Source organism: Parafrigoribacterium soli, assembly GCF_040227235.1.
GTDB lineage: Bacteria > Actinomycetota > Actinomycetes > Actinomycetales > Microbacteriaceae > Parafrigoribacterium_A > Parafrigoribacterium_A soli.
Map to the genome: position 1 here is coordinate 101,707 of NZ_JBELNZ010000004.1, position 25,666 is coordinate 127,372.

Here is a 25,666-nt window from a genome sequence, read left to right on the forward strand (position 1 = left end):
TCTCGCGCCACGCTTCTGCACGACCAGGTGCCGCTCCCGCTGCACAACTCAGGCAGAACGAGGGTGGCGCGCCGGACCGCCCTGCTGCTCCCAGTGCAGGGGATGCCGCATCCGCGATTCTGCAGGAGTTATGATCGCTGACACGTGGGCGAGGCTCGAATGCGCGTTTCAGGTCGGTGAAGACTCAGGACGGTGGCGTCGATCGCGCCAGAACATAGGAAGGGCGGGACCGAAGTCCCGCCCTTCCTGCTGAGTGCCGCCGAATTAGCGAGCGACCTCGCCATCGATGTAGTCCGAGTCCTGCTGCTTCCACGCGAAGAGCTTGCGCAGCTCGCGACCGGTCTCCTCGATCGGGTGCTCTTCGCCCTTCTTGCGGAGTGCGAGGAACTCGGGGGCTCCGGCATCCTGATCGGCGATGAAGCGCTTGGCGAAGGTGCCGTCCTGGATGTCGGACAGCACAGCCTTCATGTTCTCCTTGACGTGCGGGTCGATGACGCGCGGCCCGGAGACGTAGTCGCCGTACTCCGCGGTGTCGGAGACGCTCCAGCGCTGCTTGGCGATGCCGCCCTCGTTGATGAGGTCCACGATGAGCTTGAGCTCGTGCAGCACCTCGAAGTAGGCGATCTGCGGCTGGTAGCCGGCCTCGGTCAGGGTCTCGAAGCCATATTGGATGAGCTGCGAGACGCCACCGCAGAGCACGCTCTGCTCACCGAACAGGTCGGTCTCGGTCTCCTCGGTGAAGGTGGTCTTGATGCCGCCGGCACGCAGGCCGCCGATGCCCTTCGCGTACGACCAGGCGAGGTCCCAGGCGTGACCCGAGGCATCCTTCTCCACGGCGACGATCACGGGAACGCCACGGCCGGCCTCGTACTCGCGGCGCACCGTGTGACCCGGGCCCTTGGGTGCGACCATGATGACGTCGACGCCCTCGGGCGCCTCGATGTAGCCGTAGCGGATGTTGAAGCCGTGTCCGAAGAGGATCGCCTTGCCCTCGGCGAGGTTGGGCTGGATGTCGTCCTTGTAGATGTGGCGCTGGTACTGGTCGGGCGCCAGGATCACGATGAGGTCTGCCCAGGCGGATGCCTCGGCGACGGAGAGAACCTTGAACCCGGCCTCCTCCGCCTTCGGCTTGGACTTCGAGTCGGCCTTCAGCGCGACGACGACCTCGACGCCGGAGTCCCGCAGGTTCTGCGCGTGGGCGTGGCCCTGCGAACCGTAACCGACGACGGCCACCTTCTTGCCCTGAACGATGGACAGGTCCGCATCTTTGTCGTAGAAGATCTCGGTCATGCTCTTGCTCCTTGTTGTGGTTGGTCCCTGAGCTTGTCGAAGGGCCAGGGTCATATCAGTGGTCCCTTCGACAAGCTCAGGGACCGGGGTTTAATTCTTGAAGATGCGCTCGGTGATCGATTTGGATCCGCGCCCGATGGCGAGCAGGCCGGACTGCGCGATCTCCTTGATACCGTACGGCTCGAGCACGCGAAGCAGGGCCTGGGTCTTGGCGGTGTCGCCGGTGACCTCGATGACCAGAGCATCCGCCGTGACATCGACGACGCGAGATCGAAACAGGTTCGCAGCCTCGAGGATCTGGCTGCGCGTCGTGTTGTCCGCGCGCACCTTGATCAGCATGTGCTCCCGCTCGACGGTCTGCGCCGGATCGAGCTCGACCACCTTGATCACGTTGATGAGCTTGTTGAGCTGCTTGGTGACCTGCTCGAGCGGCAGCTCTTCGACATCCACCACGACGGTGATGCGCGACAAGCCCGGAATCTCGCTCTTGCCCACGGCGAGGCTCTCGATGTTGAAGCCGCGCCGGGCGAACAGGCCGGCGACGCGCGTCAGCAGGCCGGGCTTATCTTCAACGAGAAGTGACAGTACGTGGCTCATCGCTTACTCCGTCTCCCACTCGGGCGCGTGTTCCCGCGCGTACTGGACGGATGAATTGCCGACGCCCTGGGGCACCATCGGCCAGACCATGGCATCCCGGCTCACGACGAAGTCGATCACCACCGGGCGATCGTTCGTCTCGTTCGCCAGCTTGATCGCGGCATCCACGTCTTCCTTCTTCGTGACCCGGATGGCGAGGCAGCCGTAGGCCTCGGCAAGCTTCACGAAGTCGGGGATCATCACCGTGCCGTCACCGGTGTTGAGGTCGGTGAAGGAGTGACGCCCGTCGTAGAACAGCGTCTGCCACTGGCGCACCATGCCGAGGGACGAGTTGTTGATGATCGCGACCTTGATCGGAATGTTGTTGATCGTGCAAGTGGCGAGCTCCTGGTTGGTCATCTGGAAGCAGCCGTCGCCGTCGATCGCCCACACGGTTCGATCGGGCTGCGCCACCTTTGCGCCCATAGCCGCGGGGATGCCGTAGCCCATCGTGCCTGCGCCACCCGAGTTGAGGAACGCGTTCGGTCGCTCGTACTTGATGAACTGCGCCGCCCACATCTGGTGCTGGCCGACGCCCGCGGCGTAGACGCCCTCGGGGCCGGTGAGTTCACCGATGCGCTGGATGACGTGCTGCGGTGAGAGCAGCCCGTCGTCCGGTTCCTCGAAGCCCAACGGGAATTCCGAGAGCAGGTAGTCGAGCCTCGCCCACCACTCGGAGATGTCTGGCCTGTTCCGCTTCGCGGCATCCGCGTAGGCAACGGTCAGATCGGCGATGACATCCTTGGCATCGCCGACGATCGGGACGTCGGCCACACGGATCTTCGAGATCTCGGCCGGGTCGATGTCGACGTGAACGACCTTGGCGTTCGGTGCGAACTCACTCGCCTTGCCGGTGACCCGGTCGTCGAAGCGAGCGCCGAGCGACACGAGCAGGTCGGATTCCTGGATGGCGAGCACGGCGGGCACCGTGCCGTGCATGCCCGGCATGCCGAGGTGCTGCTTATGCGAATCGGGGAATGCACCGCGCGCCATGAGGGTGGTGACCACGGGAGCACCGGTCGCCTCCGCGAGCGCGAGCAGCTCCGCCGATGCGCCCGAGCGGATGACGCCACCGCCGACGTAGAACACCGGACGCTTCGCCTCGGCGAGCAGCTGTGCCGCGGCCTGGATCTGCTTGCCGTGGGCCTTCGTGACGGGGTGGTACCCGGGCAGGTCGACCTTGGGCGGCCAGATGAACGGTGCGCTGTTCTGCTGCGCATCCTTGGTCACGTCGATGAGCACCGGACCCGGACGGCCGGTGGTCGCGATGAGGTAGGCGGCCGCAACCGTCGCCGGCACGTCCTCGGGCCTCGTGACGAGGAAGGAGTGCTTGGTGATCGGCATCGTGATGCCGACGATGTCGACCTCCTGGAACGCATCCGTTCCCATCGAGGTGGAGAACACCTGGCCGGTGATCGCCAGAAGCGGCACCGAGTCCATGTGTGCATCCGCGATGGCGGTGACGAGGTTCGTTGCGCCAGGGCCAGAGGTGGCGATGCAGACGCCGACCTGTCCGCTCGACGAGGCGTAGCCCTCGGCCGCGTGCCCGGCTCCCTGCTCATGACGGACGAGGATGTGGCGGATCGCGCTCGACGACATGAGCTCGTCGTAGAACGGCATGATCGCGCCGCCCGGAAGGCCGAAGACATCCTTGATGCCAAGGTGTTCGAGCGAGCGGAGGATGGCGCCGGAGCCGGTCAGTATTTCGGGTACGGGCGCCTTGCTTCGCGTCGCGGACGGTGCTGCATGGGGCACGGGGATGGATTCCGTGGACATCGGTTGGATCCTTGGTGTTTAAGAGGCGCGGATGATGGGCGCAAATCAGCCGGTGATCGCGCCCTCCGCGGCGGAGTGCACGAGCTTCGAGTATTTTGCGAGTACGCCACGGGTATAGCGCGGAGGAAGTGGAGCCCAGCCGTCTCGGCGAGCTGCCAGCTCGGACTCGTCGACAAGTAAGTCGAGTGAGCGAGCTGCGATATCGACCCGTATTAGATCACCATCGCGCACGAAGGCGATCGGACCTGCGTCGACCGCTTCGGGTGCTATGTGGCCGATACACAGGCCGGTTGTGCCGCCTGAGAATCTGCCGTCCGTCAAGAGTAGTACATCTTTGCCGAGGCCCGCGCCCTTGATGGCCGCGGTGATGGCGAGCATCTCCCGCATGCCGGGCCCGCCCTTCGGGCCCTCGTAGCGGATGACGAGAACCTCACCCTTCTGGATGGTGCCTGCGGCGAGCGCGTCCAGGGCCTCGCGCTCACGCTCGAACACCCTCGCGGGGCCCTCGAAAACATCCGTGTCGAACCCGGCGGTCTTCACCACGGCGCCCTCGGGCGCGAACGACCCGTGCAGGATCGTGAGGCCGCCGGTCTTGTGGATGGGGTTGTCGAGCTTGCGGAGCACCGTGCCGTCGAGGTCGCGCGGCTTCAGCTCCTCGAGGTTCTCGGCGAGCGTCTTGCCCGTGACCGTGAGGGCGTCGCCGTGCATGAGGCCGGCCTCGAGCAGCGCGCGCATGACGACAGGGACGCCGCCGTGCCGGTCGACGTCGTTCATGACGAACTGCCCGAAGGGCTTGAGGTCACCGATGTGCGGAATCTTGTCGCCGATGCGGTTGAAGTCGTGGAGCGTGAGCTCGACCTCGGCCTCGTTGGCGATCGCGAGCAGGTGCAGCACCGCGTTGGTCGAGCCGCCGAAGGCCATGACGACGGCGATGGCGTTCTCGAACGCCTCCTTGCTCAGGATGTCGCGGGTGGTAATGCCCTGGCGCAGCAGGTTGACGACGGCCTCGCCGCTGCGGTGTGCGAAGTAGTCCCTGCGGCGGTCCGCGGCGGCCGGCGACGCGGAACCGGGGAGGCTCATGCCGAGCGCCTCTGCGACGCTCGCCATGGTGTTCGCGGTGTACATTCCGCCACAGGCACCCTCGCCGGGGGCAAACGCACACTCGATCGCCTTCGCGTCCTCCGCCGACATCCGCCCGGCCTGAACCGCGCCGACGGCCTCGAAGGAGTCGATGATCGTGATGTCTTTCTCGGTGCCGTCGCTGAGCTTGACCCAGCCCGGGGCGATCGAGCCCGCATAAAGGAAGACGGATGCCAGGTCGAGCCTGGCCGCGGACATCAGCATTCCGGGCAACGACTTGTCGCAGCCGGCGAGCAGCACGGAACCATCGAGCCGCTCCGCCATCATCACGGTCTCGACCGAGTCGGCGATGACCTCGCGAGACACGAGCGAGAAGTGCATGCCCTCATGGCCCATCGAGATGCCATCGGAGACCGAGATCGTCCCGAACTGCAGCGGGTAGCCGCCGCCGGAGTGCACGCCCTCCTTCGACGCCTGCGCGAGGCGATCGAGCGAGAGGTTGCACGGCGTGATCTCGTTCCAGGAACTCGCGATGCCGATCTGCGGCTTGTCCCAGTCCGCATCTCCCATGCCGACCGCGCGGAGCATGCCGCGCGAGGTCATGGCTTCGATTCCGTCTGTGACGGTGCGAGAGCGCGGTTTCAGGTCGGGGGCTGAAGAGGCAGAGTCAGGCATGTTACGAGTGTAGAACTTCCCACCTGCCGCCATTGTGCACCGCAGACGATGCCGGCGCGCGCTGCCGCCGATAGAGTCAGTGAACGTTGGGGGGGGTGAGACGAATGCACGCACTGTTGCGACTGCTCATGCGGGCATGGTCGCGTGATGTCACGGACGCCCTCTCGACCATGCCGCGCGCGCACGGCGCTCCGCACGTGCGTACCGCCGGGCCGAACCCCGATCGAGTGCTGCTGTTCGGCAACGGGCTCGCGGTCGGATGGGGCGTCGCGAGCCACGAGCTGGCCATCCCCGGCGAACTCACACGTTCGCTGTCCGCGCTCACCGGTCGCGGTGCGGAGGTCGATATCGCGGCATATCCCGAACTCAAGCTCGCGGGGGTGCACAGGGCGATCGAGGAGCGAGACCTGGGCGCCTACGACGCGATCATCGCCATCGTCGGTTCGAGCGACACCCTGTCGCTCACGCCTCGCGCGCATTGGCGGAGCACCATGCGCGGCCTGCTCGCGATGCTCGTCGCGCGCAGTTCGGCATCGACTCGCATCATGGTCATCGGAATCCCCCAGTTCAGGCGCGTCCCACCGTTCGACAACGCGTTCGGGAAGATCGCGAGCTCGCACGCCACGACCCTCAATGCCGTGACGCGAGAGCTGTGCCTCGCCCATCCGCGGGTCAGCTACACGCTGCTGTCGAGTGCGGCAACGCAGAGCCAGCGGCTCGGCACCCCCGAGCGCTATCGACTCTGGGGTCGCGACATCGCGAACCAACTCGTTCCCGCGCTCAACGACGCTGCGCGGTCGAGCACCACGAGCGCAAACCCGCGTGAACGTGCGCCACAAACGGTCACTACCGTCGAGGGCGCGGATGCCACGGCCGGCTAGGCGGCCGGGTGCGCCTCGCGTAGTCGGGCGAGTTCGTGCAGTGCAGCGGCGACGGCAGCCGGATCGGCCACCCGGTAGTCCGCCACAGTCTCCCCCCGGCCGCTCTTGAGGCCCAGGTCCCCCGCGCCCAGTGCCGCGAAGGCGTCTTCGTCGGTCACATCGTCGCCCGCGTAGAACACGGCGCTCGCGCCGGTGTAGCGCCGCAGGTGCTCGATGGCCTCGCCCTTGGTGGTGGAGCGCACCGAAAATTCGAGCACGTTCTTGCCGCGGCGCACGGTGAGCCCGGGCAACTCCGCCTCGGTCCTCTGCAGCGCGACGAGGTGTGCACGGCGGCCGTCGGCATCCGTTGCCAGGCGCGTGTGCAGCGCAAAGCCTGCCGGTTTCGACTCGAGCCACACCCGGTCCACGGATGCGGCGATCTCGTCGAGCAGTCTGCCGAGCTCGCCGCGCTTCTGCAGCTCGGCTGGATCGAACGCGAGTCGCGTCTCGGGCGAATCGAGGCGAAGCTCGATGCCGTGCGATCCCACCAACAGCGCGGTGTCGGGCACATCGGCCACTCGCTTGAGGCTGGCGAGGGCACGACCCGATACGAGCGCCACGCGGGTCTGTGGCAGGTCGAGCAGTCGCAACACTGCCGCTCGCGCCTCCGGCAGCGCTCTCGCCTGCTCGGGATCGTCGACCTCGGGCGCGAGGGTGCCGTCGAAGTCGAGTGCCACGAGCAGCGGCTGCGCCTCGGCCAGCCGGGCGAGCGCAGCCAACAGGGATGCGTCGAGTACGTCCGTCATCAGGATGGAGTCTGCGACTGGCGCCGCACAGGCTCGCGCTGGCGACTCGACACGAGCTCGTCCAGGAACGCGGACGACCACTTGGCCACGTCGTTGGCCTTGACCCGCCTGCGCAGCGCCCGCATCCGCGACACCCGCTCCTGCCTCGGCATCTCCACGGCACGCAGAATGGTTTCTTTCAGGCCGTCGATGTGGTGCGGGTTGATGAGCAGAGCCTTGGTCAGCTCGTCGGATGCCCCGGCGAATTCGCTGAGGATGAGCACGCCATCCTCGTCGAATCGGCAGGCCACGTACTCCTTGGCCACGAGGTTCATGCCGTCGCGCAATGCCGTGACGAGCATGATGTCCGCGGCGAGGTACAGCGCCACCATCTCTTCTCGCGGGTATCCGTGGTGGTGGTAGCTGATCGCCGTGTGGCTGATCGTGGCGAAGTCACCGTTGATGCGCCCCACGGTGAGCTCGATCTCGTCGCGCAGCGCCATGTAGGCCTTCACCCGCTCGCGGCTCGGATTGGCCACCTGCACGAGCGTCACATCCTCGACGTCGAGCCTGCCCTCGGCGAGCAATTCACCGTAGGCCTGCAGCCGGTGTGTGATGCCCTTGGTGTAGTCGAGCCGGTCGACGCCGAGCATGATCGTGCGAGGGCTGCCGAGGTCCTCGCGAATCTGCCTCGCCCTGTCTTGCACGGCCGGGTCGCGTGCCAGTTCCTCGAAGCTCTTCGCGTCGATGGAGATCGGAAAGGCCTTCGCGATGACGGTACGAACGGGACCGACGCTCTTCACCGGCTCGCTCACCCGCACGCCCGGTGAAGGATCGACGAGCGGAACCTCGATGTGCGGGCTCTTCGTGGCGAAGCCCTTGAGCCGCCTCACGGCGAGGGAGAAATTGTTGGCGTCGGCCGTGCGCTGGAAGCCGATCACGTCGGCGCCGAGCAGGCCCTCGATGATCTCGGTGCGCCAGGGCAGTTGCGAATAGATGCCGTATGGCGGGAATGGAATGTGATTGAAGAACCCGATGGTGAGGTCGGGCCGCAGTTCGCGAAGGAGCTTGGGAACCAGTTGAAGCTGGTAGTCCTGCACCCAGACCACGGCATCCGGTGCGCTCGTGGCCGCGGCGGCCTCGGCGAAGCGACGATTGACCCTCAGGTAGCTCTCCCACCAGTCGCGCTGATAGGTGGGCGGCGCGATCACGTCGTGATAGAGCGGCCACAGCGTGTCGTTGGAGAAGCCCTCGTAATAGCGCTCGATCTCCTCCTGGCTGAGCGGCACGGGCACGACCCGGATGCCGTCGCTGTCGAAGGGCTCGAAGTCGAGGTCCGGCTGACCGCCCCAGCCGATCCACGCGCCGCCGTTGGACCGCATGACTGGCTCGAGGGCCGTGACGAGGCCACCGGGCGAGTGGGCCCACTCGGCATTGCCCTCGCCGTCGATGACGCGATCGACCGGCAGGCGATTGGCGACGACGACGAAGGAATAGGTGCTGTGGTCTGGCTTTTTCTTGCCCGTCATCCGCTGCTCACTGTTGTCTCACCGTGGCGCCTTCAGGTGCGCCCGAAGTCCTTTTCCACGTTAGCAGCCCCATCGCGGCTAGCATTGCGAACATGGCGACTACCCGGCTCTACCGCGCTGGAAAGGTCGTCAAGAACAACTTCCCGGTCGCCGATATCTCCGAGCACACCGCGGAGACCGGCTGCACCGTCTGGGCGGACTTCGTCTCGCCGACCCCGGCGGACCTTGCGGCCATCGAGGAGGAGCTTGGACTCCATCCGCTGGCGGTCGAAGACGCGCTGCACGACTTCCAGCGGCCGAAGCTCGACCGCTATGACACCCACCTGTTCTTCGCCGCCTACGCGGTGAAGCTCGATACCGCCACCGGCGAACTCACGACGAGTGAGGTGAAGGCGTTCATCACGCCTCATGCGCTCGTGACGGTGCACGAACCGGACTTCGACATCGCGGCCGTCACCGCACGGTGGGACAACGACGTCGACCTCGCCGATCGCGGCGTCGGTTACCTTCTCTGGGGTCTGCTTGATGTGATCATCGACGGCCACTTCGATGCGGTGCAGCAGCTCGATGCCGAAATCGAGACTCTCGAGGACGCGCTCTTCGACGACGTTCCGCGGGATCGCGAAGTGCAAAAACGGTCGTTCGAATTGCGCAAGTCTCTCGTGCTGCTGCGAAGGGTGGTGCTGCCGATGCGCGAGGTGGTCAACACCGTTCTGCGCCGGGACCTGCAGACCATCGACCCGACGCTCATGCCCTATTTTCAGGACGTCTACGACCACGTGCTGAGGGCGACCGAGTGGACGGAGTCGCTTCGCGACCTCGTGACCACCATCCTCGAGACCAACGTGAGCCTCCAGGGCAACCGCATGAACATGGTGATGAAGAAGGTCACCAGCTGGGCCGCGATCATCGCCGTGCCCACCGCCATCACGGGATTCTTCGGCCAGAACCTCGCCTTCCCCGGCTTCGGCACGGTGTGGGGGATGTGGATGTCGGTAGCGCTCATCGTCGTCGTCTCCGGCGCGCTGTACCTGGCCTTCAAGAAACGCGATTGGCTCTGATCAGGCCGGCGGCTCGCGGCCGCTAGGCGATCGCCGCCGGCACGAGCAGCGCCTGCGTGCGCCGCGTGCGCCGGATGGCGAGGAGCGCGACCAGCACGCTTCCCGCTCCGAAGGCGAGCAGTGCTGCCGCCGCGCCGAGCATCGCGCCTGGGTCGCCCCCGGCAAGGATGCCCTGCATCCCCTGCACGCCGTAGGTCAGTGGCATCAGCGGGCTCACCCACTGGAAGGGAGCCGCGAGCAGCTCGATCGGGTACAGCCCTCCCGTCGAGGTGACCTGCACGGCCAACACGAACAGCGAAACGACGAGTCCGGCCCGGCCTAGCCCGATGGTGAGCAGGTAGTGGAAGGCTGTGAACGCGAGCGCCGCGAGCACGGAGAAACCGAGGGTCGCGGGCAGCGCGCTCCACGAGACGCCGAGCGCGAGGTGCAGCAGTGCGACGAGGAGCAGCGCCTGTGCCACCGTGACCGCGCAGGCCCTCGCCAGCGCGGAGAAGACGAGCCGTCCGTTCGCCGCGGTCGATGACAGAGCGCGCCTGGTCACCGGCCGCAACACGAGGAACACCGCGAGCGCACCGATCCACAGGCCGAGCGGCACAAAGAAGGTCGCGATCACCTGCCCGATCTTCGAGATGCGATTGTCGTGGCTCACCGTCACTGCCACGGGATTCGAGGCGACCTTCGCCGATGCCGCAGCGGCGGAAGAGTCGGCCGCCGGCAGTTGCGCGGCCCCGGTCTGCAGTCCCGAGGCGAGGGAGCTCGCACCCTGGTTGAGACCGGCGGAACCGGCGGCAAGCTGCGCGGCGCCCGTTGCGCTCTTCGAGATCCCGCCCTGGATGCCGCCGATGCCGGCGGTCGCCTGCTGGCTGAGGGTGGCGCCACCGGCGGCCGCCTGCGACAGCTTCGCGCTGAGCGCATTGACCGTCGCAAGCGCGACCGGATTCGTCGGCTCTGCCTGCAGGCCCGCGTTCGCCTGCGCCAGCGCCTGCGCGAGCTGGCTCACGCCATCCGTGTAGGTCGCGACGCCTCCGCTCAGCTGCGTGAGTTTGGAGGCTCCCGACTTCAGGCTGCCGAGTCCGCTCGCGAGCGAATCGACCCCCGCGGTGTACTTGCCGACGCCGTCGGAGAGCTGGCTGGCGCCATCCGCAGCGCTGCTGAATGCGCCGCCGATCTTGCCCATGCTCGAGTAGAGGCCGGAGATGTACTGGGCCGTGACGGCCTTGCCGAAGGTGTTTGCCATGCCGTCGCCGACGCTCTGCGCGAGCGCGCCGGTGAGGTAGCTGTGTGCGTCATCGGTCTTGATGGCGAGCTTCGCCTGCTTCGGAGAGTTGGTGCTGAGCGACAGGATCGACGTGGAGAAGTTCTTGGGAACCGTGAGGATCGCGTACACGGAGCCGTCGGCGAGCGCCTTCTTCGCGGCCTTCTCGTTGGTGATGGTCCAATCGAAGCCCGCACTGCCGCCGGTGAGCTCGGTCACGAGCTGGCGCCCGGCGAACACCGGGCTCTTCGTGCCGTCCGGTGCCGTCGAGTAGACGAGCGTGTCCTGGTTAACGATGGCGGCCGGGATGCGGTCGAGTGCCTTGTCTGAGTTCGCGAGCGCGCTGACGAACAGGCCCGCGAACGCGAGCGGGATCAGCACGACGGCCGCGAGGGCGCCCCAGCGCAGCCAGCGGCGGCGGGGAAGACGGTTGGCGAGTGGCTGGCTCATCGAAGAACCTCCCGGTTCGAGCTGAGTGAGAGTGAGTCGAGGTCGAGGTGGATGACGGGGCGACCGCCAGAGCAGGATGCCGCATCCGAACGCAGCGACTCTGGGGTGCCGATCACGATGGTCGTGCCCGGATCGGCGAGAGCGCAGACCGCCGTGACGAAGGCGGCTTCGTCGTCGGCCGAAGCGAAGGGGTCGATCTGGTCGAGCATCACGACGGGCGTGCGCTCGGCGAGCGCGACGAGGGAAAGTGCAACGGCGCGTTCGAACTGCGGCAGCTGCTGCGGTTGCGACTGCTCGGTGAACGACTGCTTCACGACCGCGCGCAGCCGCTCGATGAGCCGCAGGCTTCGACGCCGCACGAACCACGATCGGTACCAGGGCAAGGTGAGCTGCAGCCGCTCGGAGAGCAGCTCGCCGAGGGTCACCCTGTTATCGGTGCGCTCGAAGCCGCCGACCTCGGCCATGGCCACGAGCCTGGCGACCTGCGCAGCCTCCGAGGGCAGCGGATGTCCGCCCAGCTGCGCACGGCCGGACACCGGATCGAGTCGACCGCCGAGCGTCGCGGCGACGAGCCTCCTGTCGGCGAGCTCGCCGCGCGCAAGCACGAGTGCCCCGGCGGGAACGTTGAGGGTGAGCGGACTCAGCGGGTACTCGGCGCTTCCGACCACGAGTTCGTCGGCGCTGATCATCGCACCATGCTCACCGAGCGCCCACTGCACGGCACTCTGGTGTTCGCGCAGCTTCTCGCCTTCGATGTCCATGTCGGGCAGGAGGCGGCTAAGCCACTTCGGCATCCACCACGCTGCTGTGCCGAGCAGCGTCATGATCGCCGGCACGAGCGTCATCCGCACGAGGAACGCGTCGAAAGCGATGCCTGTCGCGAGTCCCAGCGCGATCGGCTTGATCATGCCCGAGCCCTCGGGCACGAAGGCGAAGAAGACGAAGAACATGATGAGCGCCGCCGCGGTGACGACCCTGGCGCCACTCGCGAAGCCGTGCGAGACGGCGAACTTCGCGTCGCCGGTCTTCACGAACTCCTCGCGCATGCCCGAGACGAGGAACACCTCGTAGTCCATCGCGAGGCCAAACAGCACCGCCATGAGCAGGATCGGCATGAAGCTCAGGATGGGGCCGGGATTCGCGACGCCGACGATGTCGGCGAGCCAGCCCCACTGGAAGATCGCGACGACCACGCCGAACGAGGCGACGACCGAGAGCAGGAAGCCGATCGCGGCCTTGACGGGCACGAGCACCGAGCGGAACACCATCATGAGCAGCAGCACCGAGAGCCCGACGACGATGAGACCGAAGGGGATGAGGGCGTCGGTGAGGCGATTGGAGATGTCGATGCCGACCGCCGTGGCTCCCGTGACCGAGATCGGAGTGTCGAACTGCTTCTCGATCGAGGGTGCCAGCTCTCGGATGTTCTCGACGAGCGCTTTGGTCTCCACCGCATCCGGAGCACTGCTGGGGATGACCTGGATGATCGCGGTGTCGAGGCCCGCGTCGGGCAGGCCCTGGCTGACGTAGCTCACGTCGTCGAGCGTGCTGAGGCGCTTGCCGATCGAGTCGAGGTCGGCCTGGATGTCGGTCGTCTGCGTGATGTCGACGGCGACGACGAGCGGCCCGTTGTAGCCGGGCCCAAAGCCCTTGGTGATCTGGTCGTAGGCCTGCCGTTGGGTAGAACCGACCGGCTCAGACCCGCCATCCGGAAGGTTCAGGTCGAGGCTGAGCGCGGGAATGGCGAGCGTACCGAGCACGCCTACCACGACGATGCTGGCGAGAATCGGATGCCGCATCACGCCCTTCACCCAGCGCAGCCCCATGGTGGGCCGGCTTCCCTCCTCGTGCGCGGTCGCCCTGCGGGCGGCACGGGAGCCGGGCTTTGGCGCGAGCCTCCCCTTCGCCAGGCCGAGGAGGGCGGGCAGCAGGGTGGTGGCGACACCGATCGCGACGAGCACAGCGAAGGCGGCGCCGACACCCATGACGCTGAGGAACGGGATGCCGACGACGAGCAGTCCGAGCAGGGCGATGATCACGGTGACGCCGGCGAAAACGACCGCGCTGCCCGCGGTGCCGACCGCGGTGGCAGCAGACTCCTCAGGCTCCTGTCCCCTGGCCAGCTGGGTGCGATGCCGCGACAGAATGAAGAGCGCGTAGTCGATGCCCACGGCGAGACCGATCATGAGCGCGAGCATCGGCGCGGTGCTCGAGACCGGCACGAACGCCGAAACCGTCGTGATGCCGCCGATGACGATGCCCACACCCACGAGCGCGCTCAGGAGTGGCATGCCCGCGGAGACGAGCGAACCGAAGGTGATGAGCAGCACGACCCCGGCGAAGACGACGCCGAACACCTCGGTCACGGTGATGCCGAAGCTGCGGTCCTGGAAGACCTGACCTCCGAAGTCGACCGTGATGCCGGCATCCCTGGCGGCCGCCGCGGTCTCTTTCAGCCGATCGAGCGTGGCCGGCTTGACGTGCGAGGAGTCGCCGGAGAACTGGACCTGCGTGCGCGCCATCCGCTCGTCACTCGTGATCGCCTTGCCCGCGTACTTGTTGAAGGGCGAGACGACGGCCTCGACGCCGGGAATCTTCTCGATCGTGGTCGCCATCTTCTCGATGGCCGACTTGTAGGCGGCGTCATTGACGGATGCCCCTGCCGGTACCTCGTAAACGGCCTGCGCGCTGGCACCGGCGACCGAGGGGAACACGGCCTCGAGCCGGTCAAGGGCGTTCTGCGATTGCGTGCCGGGGATCGCGAACGACTCCTGAGTCTGCCCGCCGAGCGCGAATCCGCCGCCGAGGATCGCGACGAACAGCACGAACCAGACCCCGATGACGGTCCACGCGCGACGATAGGCGAACCGGCCGAGCCGGTAGAGAAGGGTGGCCACGCTTTACTCCTGTGGTGTTGCGACCCGGCGGGCCGGTAGAACGGTGATCGGTGCGAGAAGCTCCCTGACGATCGTGATGAGAGCGGCCCTGGTCTCATCGATCGGCGGGGGCGAAATCCGAAACGCCGACTGGGAGACGAGCATGTAGGCGGCGCCACCGAGGGCGATTCCGAAGCGCATGGTGTCTTCCGTGCTCACCGCGGCGGAGGAGAAGTAGTTCGCCAGCTGCACGACGAGTTCGTTTGCACGGTTGACGACGGGCACGTCTTCGAGCGACCTGCCCTGATTGATGAACATGTGCACTTCCTGCCGGTGCTCGAGCAGGAAGTCGACGAAGGCCACGATGAACTCGTCGCGGGATTCCGCCGTGAGCGGCTCTGTCAGAACCGAGCCGAGGATGACGCCCATCCGCTCGATCGCCGGGCCGATGGCCGCCTCGAGCAGGGCCTCCTTGGAGGCGAAGTGATAGAGCACATTCGACTTCGAGACGCCCGCGAGTTCGGCCACCCGGTGCAGGGACGTGCCCGCGTAGCCGCTGTTGGCGAACTCGGTGAGGGCGATCGCCCGAAGGTCGTCGAAGGTGGACATGACCTCCACGGTAACTGACCGATCGGTCAGAAACTGTCCGATCGGTCAGTTTCGCAGCATTCTCGCAGCAAACCCCGGTGCGGGCGCCGGGAACCCGAGCCGAAGGCTCCGCCCATAGAGGCCCACCACGCCCCCGCCTTCGGCTCGACTTCCCGGCGTCAAAGATTAGGCGAACGGATGCGCGAACGCGAGCGCCAGAGTCGAGGCCGCAACCGTCAGCGGGGCCGCGATCAGGCCGAGGAGCACGTAGCGACCCCAGGAGATCTCGACGCCGAGGGACTTCAGGCGGTCGTGCCAGAGCAGGGTCGCGAGCGACGCCCACGGCGTGATGAGCGGGCCGGCGTTGACACCGATCAGCAGGGCCGCGATGCGCAGCGGGTCGCCGGCGACGGGTTCCAGGGCGAGGTAGGCGGGGAGGTTGTTGACGAGGTTGGAGCCGAGCGCGCCGCTTGCGGAGAGTCGCAGCAGCTCGAGCGGCGTGTCGCCCGTGCCCGAGACGGCCGCGAGCACCGCTGCAAGGCCAAGCGAATGCGCGGCCTCCACCACGATGAAGAGTCCGGATGCGAGCAGGAGCAACTGCCACGGCACGAGGGAGAATCGCAGTACGCGAGGTCGCCGCGCCGCGAAAAACGCACCGAGCAGCGCGGCAGCGGCGAGTGCGGGCATCCACACCGGAATCCCCGAGACGAGTAGCGGAACCAGGATGACGACCGTCGCACCGCTGGCAACCAGCAGCACCCGGTCATCCGTCGGCGTCGTCTCGGCGCGCTCGTACCGCACAGTCAGCTGCCGGCGATAGATCAGGAAGAGCAGCAGGGCGGGAACAACCACGGCCACGAGCGCTGGGGCGACCATCAGCACCGCGAAGCCGAGCGGCGTCATTGCTGGCAGCTCGTGCACCGCCAAGAGATTCGTGAGATTGGACACGGGCAGCAGCAGAGATGCCGTGTTGGCCATCCACACGGTGGTCAGCGCGAACGGCAGCGGCGAGAGCCCGACGTGCCTGGCCAGCAGGATAACGACCGGGGTCAGCAGTACGGCGGTTGTATCGAGCGAGAGAAACACCGTGCTGACCACCGAGAGCACGAGCACAAGAAGCCAGAGCAACCAGCCGCGCCCGCGGCCCCAGGACGCGGTGCGCTCGGCGACCGTCACGAACAGTCCCGCTTCTGCCGCGAGCTCGGTCACCACCGTGATCGCGAGCACGAAAAGCAGAATCGGCCACACTCGGGCGCCGACGCCGAGCGCCTCGGAGGCGGGAAGGATGCCGAGGGCTATAGCGAGCGCGCCGACGAGCAGCAGTACGACGCCGAGGATTGCCGAGCGCACCGTGTCCATTCCATCAAGCCGACAGTTCACTGTATTCCTGAACGCCCGGTGGATGCCTCAGGACCGCGGACTGTACGGTTGAAGGGAACGACGGATGGAGTTACCGATGAGAAAGTTCATTTTCAGCGGCACCATGCTGAGCGCAATTTTCGGTGGTCTGAGCACCGTGCAGGCGACCCGCAAGGGTCCGCGCGACTGGCGTCTCGCACTCATGTGGATCAGCTGGGGCCTCACGGTCGCCATAGCCGCCGGCACTGTCATCAAGAACGCGGATGGCTCGTCCCACGAATTGGAGAACTGACATGTTCAACTTTGGCTACGGATGGGAACACCCTCTCTTCGGCATCATCGGCAGCTTCATGTCCGGCCTCTTCGCCCTACTCATGCTCGTTGTACTCGTCGGGCTGATCTTCCTGCTCGTGCGCTTCCTGCTCGTTGCCACCCGCGCCGCGCAGCTCTACGTTGCACAGCACGAGCCGCCCCGGCCAGTCGCACCGGCCGGACATGCTCCGGCGACGCCTCCTGTCGGCGGCGAGGTGACCGGCGCGGCCGCGCCCACGACCAAGCCGAGTGCCGCTCGTGCGAGCACCACCGCTTCGGCCGGCACGGCGACGGGGAGCACGACGCCCGCCGCCGCCTCGTCAACAGCGCCCGCTGCGGCTGCCCCGACGACCTCCACTCCGCCCGTCACGACGCCTGAAGCCGTGAGGCCTGAGGCCGTGAAGCCCGATGTCACGAAGCCGACCGTTGCGAAGCCAGCAGTTGCGAAGCCGGCGGTCACGCCCGACGTCACGAAGCCCGCGGCAACAAAACCGGTCACAACTCGTTCGAAGTCACCCGCCTCACCGGCCACGGGCGAGGTGCCGGCGGGCAAGACGGCCGCAACCAAGCCGCTCGCCGCGCCGACGGCTCCCCGTAAGCCGGCGACCAAGCCGCGCACGCCGAAGGCTCCACCCCTCGGCTAGCGCGTCCTGGTCATCCCGCTACACGGTCGGGGTGTCAGTGCTCGGATCCGTCCACGACACCTTGTTCTCGAGGTCCGCGACCTTCGGATCCGTCTCATCGGCTCCGTAGTCCGCGGCAGTCGTGATGTCGACGCCATCCTTCACCTTGACGGCCTTGAAGATGATCGTGAGCACCACCGAGACGATCGCGTTGATCACGAACGCGGTCACCGCGATGTACACCGGAATCTCCGTGAACGGGATCTTGGCGATCGAGCCCCCGAAGTGCGCGTGTGTCGCCGGATTGACGACGCTGTACGCCGCCCAGGTGCCGTAGAGGATGCCCACAGCCCAGCCGATGAGCAGTGCCGTGCGGTGGAACCAGCGCGTGTACAGCCCCGCCACGATCGACGGGAACGTCTGCAGGATCCAGATGCCGCCGAGCAGCTGCATGTTGATCGCCGCTGACTGATCCATCAGCAAGACGAAGGCGAGCGCACCGACCTTCACCACGAGGGAGGTGACCTTGGAGACCTTCGCCTCCTCCGCCGGCGTCGCGTTCGGCTTGAACAGGTCGCGGTAGATGTTACGGGTGAACAGGTTGGACGCCGCGATCGACATGATCGCCGCAGGCACGAGCGCGCCGACCGCGATCGCTGCGAGCGCGACTCCGGCGAACCACGACGGGAAGTTGTCGAGGAACAGCTGCGGCACGATCAACTGCGGGTTGATCTTGCCGTCGACGCCGACCGGCACCGTTCCCGCCTTGATCGCCACGTAGCCGAGCAGCGCGAGGAAGCCGAGCATGAGCGAGTAGAGCGGCAGCACGACGGCGTTGCGTCGGATCGTGTTGCGGCTCTTGGTCGCCAGCACACCGGTGATCGAGTGCGGATACATGAACAGGGCCATCGCCGAACCGAGCGCGAGCGTCCAGTAGGCGTTGAAGCTCGTGGCCCCAGGGATGATCGAGCCGATCGGGTTCTTCGTCACGGGGTTCGTCGCCGCCATCTTCGAGCTCGCCGAGTCGAAGATCGCTCCCCAGCCGCCGAAGTGGGCGGGAAGCCAGACGATAGCAACGATGACCGCGATGTAGATCAGCAGGTCCTTGACGATGGCAATGGATGCCGGCGCGCGAAGTCCCGCGGTGTAGGTGTACGCGGCCAGCACGACGAAGGCGATGATGAGCGGCAGGTCGGCCATGAACGCGTTGGTCGCGCTGCCGAGCCCCAGCACCTCGAGAACCGCCTTGAGACCCACGAGCTGCAGCGCGATGTACGGCATCGTCGCCACGATTCCGGTGATCGCGATCACGGTGGAGAGCGACTTGCTCCCGTAGCGGCCGCCCACGAAGTCCGCCGGCGTGACGAAGCCGTGCCGGTGCGAGACCGACCAGAGGCGCGCCATCAGCAGGAACACGATCGGGTACAGCACGACCGTGTACGGCACGGCGAAGAATCCCGTTACCGCTCCGGTTCCCCACATCGCGGCGGGCACGGCGATGAAGGTATATGCCGTGTAGAGGTCGCCACCGAGGAGGAACCAGGTGATCCAGCTGCCGAAGCCCCGGCCGCCGAGGCCCCACTCATCCAGCGTCTTGAGTCCGCGTTCTGCCGGCTTGACGCGCCATCGCGCCGCCAGGAATCCGAGAACAGCGACGACGACGAAAATGACGATGACGACGGTCAGCGCCACCCCGTCCACCGGTTTCGTGGGGGCTGCGAGCGCCACAGAACTCGAGATCATCGTCCGCCCTCCCCGTTCGCGGTGGGGCGGTCGGACGCGGCATATGCGCCGCCCGGCTTCACGGCATCTCGGCGCCGCCGGTCCTCGCGCATGATGATGAGGTAAATGATCCAGAGCAGGAATGCGTCAATGAACACCCACAACATTTGGTACCAGTAGAAGAACGGGATGTCGAAAAGAGCCGGCGTCGCTCGCGCGTACATCGGCACAATCAGCGGCATCGTGATGCCGATCAGCAGGAGCACCCCGGACACCACGTACGGGGCCGGTCTGGCCGGACCTCGAGTGGGAATTTCTGTAGTGGACAACGTTGGCCTCTCCGAAGCCCGTGCACCCTGCGGCACTTCCGAGGGCAACGGTGGTGCGCTACCCGAGCGCACACCATGGCTTCGGAGTGACAATACGCCCCGGTGTAGCCTCGAATCCAGAGCTTTCCTTCACGAGTGCGAGCGAGTATAAGGAGCACGACCCTCCATGGAATTGGTGGCACTGGTGGCCGTCGCGGGCCTCCTCGCGGGCGCCGTGAACACCCTCGCGGGCGGCGGCACGCTGCTCGTCTACCCGGCCCTCCTCGCGTGCGGGCTTCCGCCCGTGTCCGCCAACATCACCTCGCTCATCGGCCTCACACCGGGCTACATCGGCGGTGCATTCGCGTATCGCAAAGAGATACTTGAGGAGCGACGACGTCTGCCCGTGCTCATCATCGCCACCGTGCTCGGCGCGGCGGCGGGGGCCATCATTCTGCTCACCACCCCGAGCGCGGTGTTCCAGTTGGTGATCCCCTACCTCGTGCTGTTCTCGTCGCTGCTGCTCCTCGCCCAACCGTGGCTTCAGCGGCGCCTCGCGCCGGCGGCAACCCCGGATGTCGGGCGCGCGACGTCCCCGTTGCCCGCGGGCGGCGTCTTCCTCGGCTCTGTGTACGGCTCGTACTTCAGCGCCGGGGTCGGCGTGCTGCTTCTGGCGTTCCTGGGCGCCACGATCCGCGAAAACTTCCAGCGCATCAACGGACTGAAGAACGTGCTATCGCTCGTGATCATCCTCACCGGGGTCGCCGTGTATGCGTTCTCCAGCCAGGTCAACTGGTGGTGGGTGCTCGTTCTGCTGCCCAGTTCCGCGGTCGGCGGCGTCGTCGGCGGCTGGCTCGCCCGGCGGCTCAACGCCGACATCCTGCGCTACATCGTGTGTGCGCTCGGTCTGGCCCTGGCGGTTGCGCTCTTCGTGATCGGCTGAGGTGCTACGAGCGTTGTGGTGCACCCCCCGGGACTTGAACCCGGAACCCACTGATTAAGAGTCAGTTGCTCTGCCAATTGAGCTAGAGGTGCGCGGTCTGCCCCGCCTAACGGGGCGCCGACGAACAAGATTAGCATGAGAGAAACGCCTTAATGACCGCAAGGAGAACCATGCCAGGCACCGCCACGAGACTCGAAGCCGGCGACGTCGCTCCCGCCTTCACCCTGCCCGACCAGGACGGGCATCCGGTCTCGCTCGCGGACTTCACGGGCCACAAGGTCATCGTCTACTTCTACCCCGCCGCATCGACGCCGGGCTGCACAAAGGAGGCCTGCGACTTCCGCGACAACATCAACTCGCTGAAGTCGGCCGGCTACCAGGTGCTCGGTGTCTCGAAGGACAAGGCGGATGCGCTGCAGAAGTTCCGAGACGAGCAGGGCCTGAACTTCCCGCTGCTCGGTGACGAAGACCTGACCGTGCACAACGCCTATGGCGCATACGGCGAGAAGTCGCTGTACGGAAAGATCATCACGGGCACCCTGCGATCGACCTTCGTCGTGGGCGAGGACGGCCGCGTCGAGCTCGCGCTCTACAACGTCAAGGCCACCGGCCACGTCGCATCACTGCGCAAGAAGCTCGGCCTCGACTAGTCCCGACGCTCGTGGGGCCTCGGCGCCCCCGTCCACTTCGTAACTCCTGCAGAACGGCGAGGCACCGTTTGACCACCGCGCACTCCCGACGCACCGATCGGGATCGCGTTCCTCCTGCCTGAGTTATGCCACTCGGTCATGACGGGCCGCACTCACATCCGCTTGGTCATGGCGCTGCAACGCTCGCGTTCGCGCGATTCGGCCCGGCTTGCGTCCCGTCTTCGACGTCCCGCGCATAACTCCTGCAGAATCGCGAGAGGCCGCTCGACCACGACGCAAGATCGGGCGAGATCGTGACGAGCGGATGCTGACTGCCGAATCTGCAGGAGTTACGCCTCGGCGGCCGCACCGCTTTCGGCACGCTGACTACCGTCATCGCTGGCACACGAGGTGGACCTCAATCGCAGGGCGCGCGCGAAGAGTGTGCGAGAAGAGTGACTCGGGCGCCTAACGCTCGGGACGGGTCGTTGCGGCGACCACGGAGGGCGCGAACAGCAGCACGAGCGCAGCGAGCGCCGGCACCAGCAGGAACCAGCCGACATCCGCCCTGGCGAACAGACCCTGGAAGCTTCCGATCGCCACCGCGATCTGCAGCAGTTGCCACACCGTGGCCGCTCCGCGGATCCACGGGCGACCTCGAAGTGTCGAGCTCGCCGTGACACCGAGCCAGACGGCAGCAGCGATCGTCAGCACGAGGATCGCGACGGCGCTCGCATAGGAGTCCGGCTGCGCCGTCAGCAGCTCCACGAGCAGGTAGACACTGGCCGCGGCGAGCAGCGCGCACTCCAGAAACAGCAGGCCGGAGAGCACCAGCAGAAGGGACGGTCTACCGTGGCGCGGCTCATCCGCTCTGGCGCGATTGCCCGCGGATTGTTGTTCACTCACAGAGACATCCCATACGAAACTATTGATTTGCTACAACCGATATGAGATTCTAATGGAGGTTGATCAGCGCCCCCACGGTCGTGGGCCGATCCCGAACTCATCCTCTCAATTCCCCGAAGGCTTATGCCTCACAGGTTTATTTCTGCGCGGACTTTAGTGCTGCGCAACCACTGAAGGAGCACCCATACATGGACTGGCGCGACAAAGCTGCTTGTCTCACGGCCGACCCTGAGCTGTTCTTCCCGGTGGGAAACACCGGCCCCGCCGTCGACCAGATCGAGAAGGCCAAGGCCGTCTGCGCTCGGTGCAGCGTGACCGAGCAGTGCCTGCAGTACGCGCTCGAAACCAGCCAGGATTCCGGCGTCTGGGGCGGACTCAGCGAGGATGAGCGCCGCGCCCTCAAGCGTCGCGCCGCTCGCGCCCGCCGCGCCTCCTAAGCCTTTTTCACGACCCGCGCTTTATGGCGCCTGCATGGCCTAGTCGTCGTGGGCGGAGCCTTCGGCTCCATTGCCGACGACGCACCCTTAGCTCTTCGTGAGCCAGCCGAGCGGAATCTCGATCGTCACCTCGGTGCCGCTGCCCATCATCGTGTGCCAGTCGATCGTGCCGCCCAGCTCGCCCTGAATCAGGGTGCGCACGATCTGCGTTCCGAGCCCCGAGCCCACCTTGCCCTCGGGTAGACCGCTGCCGTTGTCCCGCACCTGAACGCTCAGCGTCTCGTCGGTGCGCAGCGCCGTGATCTCCACGTTGCCCTCGCGACCCGCGAGGCCGTGCTCGACGGCGTTGGTGACGAGCTCCGTCAGCGCGAGCGAGAGCGGCGTCGCATACTCGCTCGGGAGCGCGCCGAAGCTTCCGGAGAACTTGGGGTGCACCTTCGTGTTGTGCGTGGAAGCGACCTCGGCGATGAGTTTCAGCACGCGATCGAACACAACGTCGAAGTCGACGATCTGGCTGAGCCCCTCGCTGAGCGTGTCGTGCACGACGGCGATCGCCGCAACTCGGCGCATGGCCTGGTTCAGCGATTCCCGCGCCTCGTCGGAGTGCGATCGGCGCGCCTGGATCCTGAGGAGCGAGGCGACGGTCTGCAGGTTGTTCTTGACCCGGTGGTGGATCTCGCGGATGGTCGCATCCTTGGTGATGAGCTCGCGTTCCTGGTGCCGAAGCTCGGACACGTCGCGGCAGAGTACGACCGCACCGACGCGCTCGCCGTGGTCGCGGATCGGGATGGCGCGGAGAGACACCGTGACGCCGCGCGACTCGATGTCGGTGCGCCACGGCGCGCGCCCGGTGACGACGAGAGGCAGCGACTCGTCCACGCTCACCCGGCCCTTGAGCAGGTCGGTCGTCACCTCGGCGAGGGACTCCCCCTCAAGTTCGCCGGCGAAGCCCATCCGGTTGAAGGCGGAGAGCCCGTTCGGGCTCGCGAAGGTGACTACGCCGTCAACGTCGAGGCGAATGAGGCCGTCGGATGCGCGTGGTGCACCACGCCTCGGTCCGGTCGGCGCGCCCAGGTCGGGAAAGTCTGCGGAGGCGATCATCGCGAACAGGTCGTTCGCGCACTCGTTGAACGTGAGTTCCTGACGGCTCGGCATGCGCGCCTCGCTCAGGTTGGTGTGCCTCGTGATGACGGCAATCGGATGGCCGCTGGTCTCGGCCCCGGATGCGCTGAGCCTGCGGAGAACGGGTACGGCGCGCACCCTGGTCGGTGTCTCCTCGTACCAGTCGGGTGCGGCCGAATCGACAATGGTGCCGCTCTCGAAGGCCTCGGTGACCTGCTTTCTCCACTCCGGCTTAATGCCCTGCCCCACGAAGTCGCGGTAGAACAGGGTCGCGGAGCTCGACGGTCGCGCGTGTGCGACGGCCACGAAGCTGTCGTCGCGCGTGGGTACCCACAGCACGATATCGGCGAAGGCGAGGTCGGCGAGCAGTTGCCAGTCACCGACGAGCAGGTGCAGCCATTCGACGTCCGCTTCGTCCGAGCGCCCCTGCGCGAGGACGAGGTCACTGAGGGTAGACATCCTGCAAGCTTACGGGGGCGGCCTGCCTGATCCTGGTTCGGAGAGAGCGTGCGGCGTTCGGCACCGGCCGCCGGCTCAGGGTGCCGGCGCCGGCGCAAAGCGGCGACGCCTGAGCCGCGACTTCTGCTCGGTCGGTCTGGCCGGAACGAGGCGGGAGTTCACGAGTCCCGCAATGGCGACCCTGGTCGGTGACCTGCCCGCAACATCCAGAAGAGTCTTGCCGCTCAGGACCGCGGCGTCTAGGGCTGGTTGATCATGCGGCAGTAGCACCGGGTCGGCGATGCCACCGAATCGCTGCAGGGTCTGCGCGACCTGACCTGAGGGGTTGAGACCGATGGCGCTCGCACGGATCTTGTTCATGACGACGGTGACGCGATCGCTGTCGAGAGTCTCGACAAGATCGACGTGCGCACGCAAGAACCGTGACAACCCCACCGGATCGGCAGAACCGACCGCAACGACGGTGTCTGCCTCGCGAAGCGCGGCGATGGTGGCGGCGTTGCGGCGCGGTGCGAACAGGTCGCTCGAGATCTCCTCGTCGTTCTCGAGGCTGAAACCGGTGTCGAGAACGGTGTAATCGACCCAGCCGCGGCACTCGCGCACCGTCGACACCACGCGCTCAGCGGAGAGCTCTGGCCAGCGACTGGCGCGCCCGATTCCGGTGAGCACCCAGAAGCTGCCATGGGCGGAGAGGTAGCGCTGGCCGATTCGCTCGAGCTCCTGCTGAGTGAGGCTGTCGGCGCCGGCAAGGCGACAGGCCGCCGCGAAGCCGGGCGCCTCATCCAGCAGCCCCAGCGCGGGCGCGACGGAGCCGCTGTGGGTGTCGACGTCGGCGAGCGCGACCGAGTAGCCCGATGCGGCGATCTCTGCGGCAATGTTGATCGCAAGCGTCGTGCGACCGGGGGAGCCAGCGGGACCCCATACGGCGATGACGTGCCCGCCTGGCCCGCGCTGCTCGAGCGGGCTCGCCGGGTCGGCAGAGCTCGGCGCGATCACGCGGGTCCCGAGAAGCGCAGCCTCGATCTCGCTCCATTGGGCCGACACGCTCAGCACCTCGTGCAGGCCGACGGATGCCGCGTTCCTGCGTTCGATATCCGATGCGACCATCGCCACGAGCCGTGTGCCCGCGGCATCGCTCTCGGCCAGCAGCCTGTCATTGAGGTAGCGGGACCCTGCCGAAACGAGCGCGAGCTCGGCACCCGTGATGGCCAGTACCGACGCGAGCTCGTCGGCGCTACTGCACCGGCCGACGATCGTGTAGCCGTTCCTGGCCAGTTCACCGGCGACCCGGTCTTCGACCTCGAGCGGGAGGGCGAGTGCGATCCTCGACGCGCTCATCCCTTCACCGGAATGCCGGTCGGTACGAGTGAAATCGCGTTCTCATTGGCTACCGCTTCGAGCACCCCGGCGAGTTTCGACCGCGGCACGAGGAGTTCGACGGAACCGCCGTTCTTGCCCGAGATGACGCCGTCAGAGACGATCACTCGCACGACCGTGGCCGACGATGCGAGTACGGTCGGCGGACCGAAGCTGCGATTCTCGGTCTGCGCGGCCGCCCAGAGATCAACGACCGACCCCGCCTGCACCGACTTCGGCAGGGTACCCTGCACGGCGACAACCACGGAGGCGACGCGACTTCCTGCGCTCGCACCCACCGCCGAGGCCGGCACCAGTTCGCCGCCAGAGACCGCTCTCGTCACCATGAGTCCCGCGGACGGCACGTCGGATGCGCGAAGATACTTGCCGTCGAGGTCACCGAGGCGCACGCTCGTCGCCACGAGATCCGAGGAATGGATTCTGTCCCCTGGCGAGAGCGTCGAACGGGCGGCCAGCACCCGCACGCTACTGTCTGCCGACGTCACGATGCCGACCACCCCGAGAACGGAGAGGACGACAAGAGCGATGCCGATACCGAATCGCGGGTCGAACCAGAACGATCTCGGACCGCGCGCTTTCTGGGCGGCGTTACTGCTGGACTTCATCCG

23 protein-coding genes and 1 tRNA gene are annotated in these 25,666 nt (G+C 66.6%); 7 read left to right on the plus strand and 17 right to left on the minus strand.

From position 1 onward, the window contains the following. Positions 1–264: 264 nt before the first annotated feature. From ilvC to ilvD, 4 genes are all read right to left on the minus strand, one after another. Positions 265–1,290 carry a ketol-acid reductoisomerase gene (gene ilvC / locus ABUA37_RS11855; RefSeq protein ID WP_349899414.1) on the minus strand — a complete coding sequence of 342 codons (1,026 nt, stop codon included), beginning with the start codon at positions 1,288–1,290 and terminating at the stop codon, positions 265–267. 90 nt (positions 1,291–1,380) lie between these two features. Then, on the minus strand, positions 1,381–1,887 hold the full coding sequence (gene ilvN / locus ABUA37_RS11860) for an acetolactate synthase small subunit (RefSeq protein ID WP_325520376.1): 507 nt from the start codon (positions 1,885–1,887) through the stop codon (positions 1,381–1,383). A 3-nt stretch (positions 1,888–1,890) separates the two neighbouring features. Beyond that, entirely contained in the window at positions 1,891–3,702 is a 1,812-nt protein-coding gene (locus ABUA37_RS11865; protein WP_349899415.1) for an acetolactate synthase large subunit, read from the minus strand. A gap of 45 nt (positions 3,703–3,747) precedes the next feature. Then, the gene (gene ilvD / locus ABUA37_RS11870; protein WP_349899416.1) at positions 3,748–5,457 is read right to left on the minus strand and encodes a dihydroxy-acid dehydratase; all 1,710 of its coding nucleotides are present in this window, start codon (positions 5,455–5,457) and stop codon (positions 3,748–3,750) included. A 104-nt stretch (positions 5,458–5,561) separates the two neighbouring features. Between ilvD and ABUA37_RS11875 the strand changes: the two genes are divergently transcribed. Further along, positions 5,562–6,338, plus strand: coding sequence for an SGNH/GDSL hydrolase family protein (locus ABUA37_RS11875; protein WP_349899417.1), 777 nt, complete (start codon positions 5,562–5,564; stop codon positions 6,336–6,338). On the opposite strand, the gene otsB is transcribed toward ABUA37_RS11875, so the two are convergent. After that, complete coding sequence (otsB, locus tag ABUA37_RS11880) at positions 6,335–7,123, minus strand: trehalose-phosphatase (RefSeq protein ID WP_349899418.1); 789 nt, start codon at positions 7,121–7,123, stop codon at positions 6,335–6,337. The genes ABUA37_RS11875 and otsB overlap by 4 nt on opposite strands. Further along, positions 7,123–8,631, minus strand: coding sequence for an alpha,alpha-trehalose-phosphate synthase (UDP-forming) (locus tag ABUA37_RS11885; RefSeq protein ID WP_349899419.1), 1,509 nt, complete (start codon positions 8,629–8,631; stop codon positions 7,123–7,125). Before ABUA37_RS11885 ends, otsB begins: the two co-directional genes overlap by 1 nt. 92 nt (positions 8,632–8,723) lie before the next feature. Between ABUA37_RS11885 and ABUA37_RS11890 the strand changes: the two genes are divergently transcribed. Continuing rightward, positions 8,724–9,692 carry a magnesium transporter CorA family protein gene (locus tag ABUA37_RS11890; protein WP_349899420.1) on the plus strand — a complete coding sequence of 323 codons (969 nt, stop codon included), beginning with the start codon at positions 8,724–8,726 and terminating at the stop codon, positions 9,690–9,692. A gap of 22 nt (positions 9,693–9,714) precedes the next feature. On the opposite strand, the gene ABUA37_RS11895 is transcribed toward ABUA37_RS11890, so the two are convergent. The 4 genes from ABUA37_RS11895 to ABUA37_RS11910 all read right to left on the minus strand — a co-directional run bounded on the left by ABUA37_RS11895 (position 9,715) and on the right by ABUA37_RS11910 (position 16,211). Next, positions 9,715–11,397, minus strand: coding sequence for a YhgE/Pip family protein (locus ABUA37_RS11895; protein WP_349899421.1), 1,683 nt, complete (start codon positions 11,395–11,397; stop codon positions 9,715–9,717). Continuing rightward, positions 11,394–14,294 (minus strand): MMPL family transporter, encoded by a 2,901-nt coding sequence (locus ABUA37_RS11900; protein WP_349899422.1) that lies wholly within the window; start codon positions 14,292–14,294, stop codon positions 11,394–11,396. Before ABUA37_RS11900 ends, ABUA37_RS11895 begins: the two co-directional genes overlap by 4 nt. Positions 14,295–14,297: 3 nt before the next feature. Next, complete coding sequence (locus ABUA37_RS11905) at positions 14,298–14,882, minus strand: TetR/AcrR family transcriptional regulator (RefSeq protein ID WP_349899423.1); 585 nt, start codon at positions 14,880–14,882, stop codon at positions 14,298–14,300. 165 nt (positions 14,883–15,047) lie between these two features. After that, the gene (locus ABUA37_RS11910) at positions 15,048–16,211 is read right to left on the minus strand and encodes an SLC13 family permease (protein WP_349899867.1); all 1,164 of its coding nucleotides are present in this window, start codon (positions 16,209–16,211) and stop codon (positions 15,048–15,050) included. A gap of 106 nt (positions 16,212–16,317) precedes the next feature. On the opposite strand from ABUA37_RS11910, the gene ABUA37_RS11915 reads away from it, so the two are divergent. After that, the gene (locus tag ABUA37_RS11915) at positions 16,318–16,512 is read left to right on the plus strand and encodes a hypothetical protein (protein WP_349899424.1); all 195 of its coding nucleotides are present in this window, start codon (positions 16,318–16,320) and stop codon (positions 16,510–16,512) included. A 1-nt stretch (position 16,513) separates the two neighbouring features. Beyond that, the gene (locus ABUA37_RS11920; protein WP_349899425.1) at positions 16,514–17,176 is read left to right on the plus strand and encodes a hypothetical protein; all 663 of its coding nucleotides are present in this window, start codon (positions 16,514–16,516) and stop codon (positions 17,174–17,176) included. Positions 17,177–17,194: 18 nt separating this feature from the next. Here ABUA37_RS11920 and mctP read toward each other — a convergent pair whose 3' ends face one another. Continuing rightward, positions 17,195–18,898 (minus strand): monocarboxylate uptake permease MctP, encoded by a 1,704-nt coding sequence (gene mctP, locus ABUA37_RS11925; RefSeq protein ID WP_349899426.1) that lies wholly within the window; start codon positions 18,896–18,898, stop codon positions 17,195–17,197. Further along, on the minus strand, positions 18,895–19,206 hold the full coding sequence (locus tag ABUA37_RS11930; RefSeq protein ID WP_349899427.1) for a DUF3311 domain-containing protein: 312 nt from the start codon (positions 19,204–19,206) through the stop codon (positions 18,895–18,897). The genes mctP and ABUA37_RS11930 overlap by 4 nt, the downstream gene beginning before the upstream one ends. Positions 19,207–19,372: 166 nt before the next feature. Between ABUA37_RS11930 and ABUA37_RS11935 the strand changes: the two genes are divergently transcribed. Beyond that, positions 19,373–20,128, plus strand: coding sequence for a sulfite exporter TauE/SafE family protein (locus ABUA37_RS11935; protein WP_349899428.1), 756 nt, complete (start codon positions 19,373–19,375; stop codon positions 20,126–20,128). Between the two features lie 16 nt (positions 20,129–20,144). Here the strand turns inward: ABUA37_RS11935 and ABUA37_RS11940 are convergent. Next, a tRNA-Lys gene (locus ABUA37_RS11940) sits at positions 20,145–20,220 on the minus strand. Positions 20,221–20,298: 78 nt separating this feature from the next. Between ABUA37_RS11940 and bcp the strand changes: the two genes are divergently transcribed. Continuing rightward, on the plus strand, positions 20,299–20,778 hold the full coding sequence (bcp, locus tag ABUA37_RS11945; RefSeq protein WP_349899429.1) for a thioredoxin-dependent thiol peroxidase: 480 nt from the start codon (positions 20,299–20,301) through the stop codon (positions 20,776–20,778). Positions 20,779–21,225: 447 nt separating this feature from the next. Here bcp and ABUA37_RS11950 read toward each other — a convergent pair whose 3' ends face one another. Beyond that, on the minus strand, positions 21,226–21,663 hold the full coding sequence (locus tag ABUA37_RS11950) for a hypothetical protein (protein ID WP_349899430.1): 438 nt from the start codon (positions 21,661–21,663) through the stop codon (positions 21,226–21,228). A 188-nt stretch (positions 21,664–21,851) separates the two neighbouring features. Here ABUA37_RS11950 and ABUA37_RS11955 point away from each other — a divergent pair, with 188 nt between their 5' ends. Further along, on the plus strand, positions 21,852–22,100 hold the full coding sequence (locus ABUA37_RS11955; RefSeq protein WP_349899431.1) for a WhiB family transcriptional regulator: 249 nt from the start codon (positions 21,852–21,854) through the stop codon (positions 22,098–22,100). A gap of 87 nt (positions 22,101–22,187) precedes the next feature. Here ABUA37_RS11955 and ABUA37_RS11960 read toward each other — a convergent pair whose 3' ends face one another. The 3 genes from ABUA37_RS11960 to ABUA37_RS11970 all read right to left on the minus strand — a co-directional run bounded on the left by ABUA37_RS11960 (position 22,188) and on the right by ABUA37_RS11970 (position 25,663). Continuing rightward, entirely contained in the window at positions 22,188–23,681 is a 1,494-nt protein-coding gene (locus ABUA37_RS11960) for a sensor histidine kinase (RefSeq protein ID WP_349899432.1), read from the minus strand. Positions 23,682–23,756: 75 nt separating this feature from the next. Further along, complete coding sequence (locus tag ABUA37_RS11965; protein ID WP_349899433.1) at positions 23,757–25,019, minus strand: AAA family ATPase; 1,263 nt, start codon at positions 25,017–25,019, stop codon at positions 23,757–23,759. Then, on the minus strand, positions 25,016–25,663 hold the full coding sequence (locus tag ABUA37_RS11970; protein ID WP_349899434.1) for a hypothetical protein: 648 nt from the start codon (positions 25,661–25,663) through the stop codon (positions 25,016–25,018). Before ABUA37_RS11970 ends, ABUA37_RS11965 begins: the two co-directional genes overlap by 4 nt. Positions 25,664–25,666: the final 3 nt, after the last annotated feature.

Excerpts from the sequence above, each read along its gene's own strand:
- ilvC (WP_349899414.1), bottom strand. The coding sequence starts at position 1,290 with ATGACCGAGATCTTCTACGACAAAGATGCGGACCTGTCCATCGTTCAG.
- ABUA37_RS11920 (WP_349899425.1), top strand. The coding sequence starts at position 16,514 with ATGTTCAACTTTGGCTACGGATGGGAACACCCTCTCTTCGGCATCATC.
- ABUA37_RS11960 (WP_349899432.1), bottom strand. The coding sequence starts at position 23,681 with ATGTCTACCCTCAGTGACCTCGTCCTCGCGCAGGGGCGCTCGGACGAA.
- ABUA37_RS11935 (WP_349899428.1), top strand. The coding sequence starts at position 19,373 with ATGGAATTGGTGGCACTGGTGGCCGTCGCGGGCCTCCTCGCGGGCGCC.
- ABUA37_RS11895 (WP_349899421.1), bottom strand. The coding sequence starts at position 11,397 with ATGAGCCAGCCACTCGCCAACCGTCTTCCCCGCCGCCGCTGGCTGCGC.
- ABUA37_RS11885 (WP_349899419.1), bottom strand. The coding sequence starts at position 8,631 with ATGACGGGCAAGAAAAAGCCAGACCACAGCACCTATTCCTTCGTCGTC.
- ABUA37_RS11915 (WP_349899424.1), top strand. The coding sequence starts at position 16,318 with ATGAGAAAGTTCATTTTCAGCGGCACCATGCTGAGCGCAATTTTCGGT.
- bcp (WP_349899429.1), top strand. The coding sequence starts at position 20,299 with ATGCCAGGCACCGCCACGAGACTCGAAGCCGGCGACGTCGCTCCCGCC.
- ABUA37_RS11865 (WP_349899415.1), bottom strand. The coding sequence starts at position 3,702 with ATGTCCACGGAATCCATCCCCGTGCCCCATGCAGCACCGTCCGCGACG.
- ABUA37_RS11970 (WP_349899434.1), bottom strand. The coding sequence starts at position 25,663 with ATGAAGTCCAGCAGTAACGCCGCCCAGAAAGCGCGCGGTCCGAGATCG.
- ABUA37_RS11890 (WP_349899420.1), top strand. The coding sequence starts at position 8,724 with ATGGCGACTACCCGGCTCTACCGCGCTGGAAAGGTCGTCAAGAACAAC.
- ilvD (WP_349899416.1), bottom strand. The coding sequence starts at position 5,457 with ATGCCTGACTCTGCCTCTTCAGCCCCCGACCTGAAACCGCGCTCTCGC.
- ABUA37_RS11875 (WP_349899417.1), top strand. The coding sequence starts at position 5,562 with ATGCACGCACTGTTGCGACTGCTCATGCGGGCATGGTCGCGTGATGTC.
- ABUA37_RS11905 (WP_349899423.1), bottom strand. The coding sequence starts at position 14,882 with ATGTCCACCTTCGACGACCTTCGGGCGATCGCCCTCACCGAGTTCGCC.
- otsB (WP_349899418.1), bottom strand. The coding sequence starts at position 7,123 with ATGACGGACGTACTCGACGCATCCCTGTTGGCTGCGCTCGCCCGGCTG.
- mctP (WP_349899426.1), bottom strand. The coding sequence starts at position 18,898 with ATGATCTCGAGTTCTGTGGCGCTCGCAGCCCCCACGAAACCGGTGGAC.
- ABUA37_RS11965 (WP_349899433.1), bottom strand. The coding sequence starts at position 25,019 with ATGAGCGCGTCGAGGATCGCACTCGCCCTCCCGCTCGAGGTCGAAGAC.
- ilvN (WP_325520376.1), bottom strand. The coding sequence starts at position 1,887 with ATGAGCCACGTACTGTCACTTCTCGTTGAAGATAAGCCCGGCCTGCTG.
- ABUA37_RS11955 (WP_349899431.1), top strand. The coding sequence starts at position 21,852 with ATGGACTGGCGCGACAAAGCTGCTTGTCTCACGGCCGACCCTGAGCTG.